This window comes from Boseongicola sp. (assembly GCF_057460485.1).
Genome location: NZ_JBVCWP010000340.1, coordinates 1 through 3,764 on the forward strand (window position 1 = coordinate 1; position 3,764 = coordinate 3,764).

Consider the following 3,764-nt stretch of genomic DNA (forward strand, 5'->3'; position numbering starts at 1 on the left):
CACCGACAGGGCTTCGACATGCGTGGTCGCGAGTTCACGAATACGCTCGGTCTGCACAAGTCCCAGTGTCCTGAGAACCTGTTGAGACGCCACGATTCCCAGAAGCACCATGAGTCCCGCGGCGACAAGCGCCACCCGCGCAGTCAGTGGTATTCTTTTTAGCACGGACCTCACCGCAGTGCTTCCAGTTCTCGCATCCGTGCGGCGATTCCGGCGTATAGATCCGGTTCTCCGAGAGCCATTCCATCGAGCTGCAGAAGATCCAGTGCCTGCTTGCCGGTGTCCTGTTCGACGAGCGTCAGCAACGCCTTTTGAAAGGCGCGGATTCGCGGCTCACTCATGCGTTCCTTTCGGGCACAGAAAGGTGGAAACCCGACCCACTCCGATTTTGCAATCACTTTGGTTCGCCGGGTCAATTCCGGTTCCTCTTTTGCCAGAACTTCCCAGACATAGCCATCCACACTGCCGGAGCGGACCAGCCCCGCTGCCACCGCCCGGACAACATTCCGGTGCCCGTAGGTGAAAATCGAACGACTGAAGAAATCGGTTGGTGTTTCACCAGCGCGGACCAAATCAGTCACCGTCATAAGGTAACCTGAGTTTGAATCCGGGTCGGAAAAGGCATGCGCGGCGCCTTTGAGGTCATCCAGAGCCGTCGCAGTGTCCGAGGCGCCGACGATCAGATAGGATTGATACAAAGGCTGGCCATGCCATACCGGAATGGCCAGCAATGAAAGCGCATCCTGATGCTGAAGGAACGGGAAGCCGCAAAGCCAAGCCGCATCCACCGCACCCTGCAGCAAGAGGCCGGTGACTTCCTCATAGGTTCTTCTCTGTTCGAACTCGACAGTGAAGCCGGACGCTTCAGACAAGGCGGCCCCGAGCTTGTCCAGCAGGTTGGCGTCGTTGTCGAGAAATACCGGTGTAATGCCAAGCCTGAACCGGTCCCTTCCTAGAGCGACGCCAGGACTTGCACAAAGAGTGCTTCCCAAAAGCCCCAGAAGATTGCGTCTCGAAAACTGTCGCAATGGCCGATCTCCTATGCACATCGCCAAGGGATGGCATGTTGTCTACGGCATTCTAATGTGGAACGCCAATTGTCGAAAGCTGTCAATTATGTGTGGTTTGGGTTCCGTGGGATCTGTCGAATCCGAATTTCGGTTTGTCGCGCACAGAAGTTTGTTTTTCTGAGAACGGCTGCTTTCGGGTAGCTGCACTGCGGCGCAAAACGGACGCAACGAATGACTGGTATGGGCCGTGAGTACCGGGCGGAAATGCCACCAAAGCCCTCGATGCCGCGACGAAACCGTGGTCCGCGGCAAGCCCAAGGTGACAAATGCTGCGCTGACGACAAATGGCCGATACGGCGGATGCGCGTGCTATTCTCCTTAGTCAGGAATCCCTGCATTGCTGAGGCTAGACAGCCAGAGTCTTCGGTTCTCAGGATGGTTTTTCGATCCGGCGAACTGCCGCTGCATGGCCGTAATAGAGAGGTTCGGATTTAGGTCGAGCGCAGCCTCGACGGCTGCATTCGCCTCTTCCGCGCGATCCATCTCGATCAGGTTAGCCGCGCGCAAGAGATGGTGGAATGTCTGCCAGGTTTTGCTGGTGGCCACTGTGCCGAGTTGCCGTGCCGCCTCCAGGGCTTCTTCATGCCGACCAAGGTGAAACAGGATGTGGCCCTTGTAGAAATACATGTTCTGCAGCATCGGGTCACGGGGACTGAGCTTCAGCGCCATGTCGATTTGCGGCAACGCATCTTCCTGCATGCGGAACCAGTCGTAGGTGTGGGCAAGCTCCAGCCTGATGCGTGCATCGTTGGGGTTAAGCATCACCGCGCGTTCGAGGTTCGCGATGGCTGGCTCGGCGTCTCCAGTGAAACGGTAGATATATCCGAGCGCGGCATGGGCCTGCGCGTCCCTATTATCCAGCGCAATCGCGCGCTTGGCGGCTTCGGTCGCAGCCACCAACGTATCTTGCGGTGTGTCGCTCCATTGAAAGAAGAAAATTGTTCCAAGCGCACGAGCCTTCAGACTTTAAGCTGCGGCAAAATCCGGGTCACGTTCAATCGCTTCTTCCGCAAACCGGATCGCATCGGTCTGGGCGTCCTTTGAAAACACCGCCTGTCGGGCACGTCCCCGAAGATAAAGATCCCAGGCGCCAAAGTCGTCGGTCGGCTCTGCAAGCGCGTCCGAGACATCCGACTGATAGATTTCCGGAAGCAGTCGGCCGGCGATTGCCTGGCTGATTTCGTCCTGGACTTCGAAAATGTCGATTATTTCACGCTCGAAGGTTTCTGCCCATATCGTTTCGTTGGCTCTGATTTCCACAAGCTCGCCACTGACTCGAACTTTGTCACCGAAACGACGAATGCTTCCGCGAACGACATATCCGACGCCCAGGTCACGGGCGATTTCTAGGGGTGTTGCCGGTTCTTCCACGTAAGAAAGCATTGTCGCGCTCGAGACCACAAAGAGCTCGCGGTTGCGCGACAGATGGGCGGTCAGGTCATCGGTCAACCCGTCGGCGAAGTACCGCGCCGAAGCGTCTTCACTCAGGTCGTCAAATCGCGTGACAGCAATCGAAGGCTTGCCGGTGTCCAGGGCGTCAGGACCATCGCCAGAAAGCAGTATCCAGACGGAAAGAAGCGCTGTCGCAGCCAGGACCGCGACAACTGCCCAGCGTCTGGAGGGCTTCGGTTTCGCCTGTTCCAACGGCTCGACCAGTGAGGTCGGCGCGACGAACTGAAACCCCCGTTTGGGATAGGTCTTGATGAAGCGGGATGTAGCCGCAGTATCGCCCAGGGCTTTCCGAACAGACCGGATACGCGTGTTCAATGCCGCATCAGTGATCGCATTCCCGTTCCAGATTTCGTCGATGATGTCCTCTTTGCTGACAATCCCTTCCCGGCGGCTGACGAGGAATTCAAGCAATTGAAGCGCCTGCGGTTCCAGGGCCACGGGATTGCCATCGCGGGTCAGACCATGCGCAGAATCAAGTTGGAAATCGAAGAATTTGTACATAAGGCAGCCTCTATCCGGGCGATGTCGCGGTTTAACGAGCGATCCCGGTTGTCATTTGAATGTCAGGGAAAATCATCTTTCGATCAAGCTTCGCGGCGGCAGCCGATCTATTCGTGGTGTCCGGGGTAAGTGCTCCAACACGAAAATTGTCAAACGAGGAGACTGACATGACACGATTCACACGCGCCGCCGCTGCTGCTGTGGCTATTTCCTTGGCGGGAAGCGCCGCCATGGCGGAAACCGACTTGGAGGCAGCGCTGAAGAGCGGTGGAGAGAGGCTTAAGTCTGACGAGATCGCGGAGCTTTTGATCGGCAATATCGTCACGGCCAAATCGGGTGAGAAGATGTTCAGGTTCTTCTATGACCCGGCCAATGTCCTGAAAGGAGAACTGACCAATGGCGGATGGAGTGGGACGGGCGCCTATGCGATCACCGACACCGACCAAGTATGTGTCTCGATGGCCGCCGATAAGGGCCGCTATCGTTGCCTGAGCGCTGTGCGCACTGGCGATACTGTCCAGAAGTTCAACGCCGACGGCAAGATGACCTTTGAGCTTCTTGATTTCGAACCATCGACGGGGCTTTGAATTCGATCATTGCTGCCATTGTCCTGGACCGTACCAATGGCAGCAAGCCCGCTGAGCGAGATTTAGTCACCTCGCGGATTTAGCGCGCGCAGCGAATGGCAGTTTCGACGGGCCGCGTCGCAGCATCGCGGCCTTTTGGTGAACGGCAGGTCAG

At 57.1% G+C, this 3,764-nt stretch carries 4 protein-coding genes; 1 reads left to right on the forward strand and 3 read right to left on the reverse strand.

The window, feature by feature from the left end; translation table 11 throughout:
- Positions 1-170 precede the first annotated feature (170 nt).
- From AC221Y_RS21570 to AC221Y_RS21580, 3 genes are all read right to left on the reverse strand, one after another.
- The gene (locus AC221Y_RS21570; protein WP_486708386.1) at positions 171-1,028 is read right to left on the reverse strand and encodes a substrate-binding domain-containing protein; all 858 of its coding nucleotides are present in this window, start codon (positions 1,026-1,028) and stop codon (positions 171-173) included.
- 360 nt (positions 1,029-1,388) lie between these two features.
- On the reverse strand, positions 1,389-1,967 hold the full coding sequence (locus AC221Y_RS21575) for a tetratricopeptide repeat protein (protein ID WP_486708387.1): 579 nt from the start codon (positions 1,965-1,967) through the stop codon (positions 1,389-1,391).
- A gap of 69 nt (positions 1,968-2,036) precedes the next feature.
- The gene (locus AC221Y_RS21580) at positions 2,037-3,023 is read right to left on the reverse strand and encodes a winged helix-turn-helix domain-containing protein (protein WP_486708388.1); all 987 of its coding nucleotides are present in this window, start codon (positions 3,021-3,023) and stop codon (positions 2,037-2,039) included.
- A 167-nt stretch (positions 3,024-3,190) separates the two neighbouring features.
- On the opposite strand from AC221Y_RS21580, the gene AC221Y_RS21585 reads away from it, so the two are divergent.
- Positions 3,191-3,610: a hypothetical protein gene (locus tag AC221Y_RS21585; RefSeq protein ID WP_139838217.1), complete on the forward strand. Its 420-nt coding sequence runs from the start codon at positions 3,191-3,193 to the stop codon at positions 3,608-3,610.
- Positions 3,611-3,764 lie beyond the last annotated feature (154 nt).

Excerpts from the sequence above, each read along its gene's own strand:
- AC221Y_RS21580 (WP_486708388.1), bottom strand. The coding sequence starts at position 3,023 with ATGTACAAATTCTTCGATTTCCAACTTGATTCTGCGCATGGTCTGACC.
- AC221Y_RS21585 (WP_139838217.1), top strand. The coding sequence starts at position 3,191 with ATGACACGATTCACACGCGCCGCCGCTGCTGCTGTGGCTATTTCCTTG.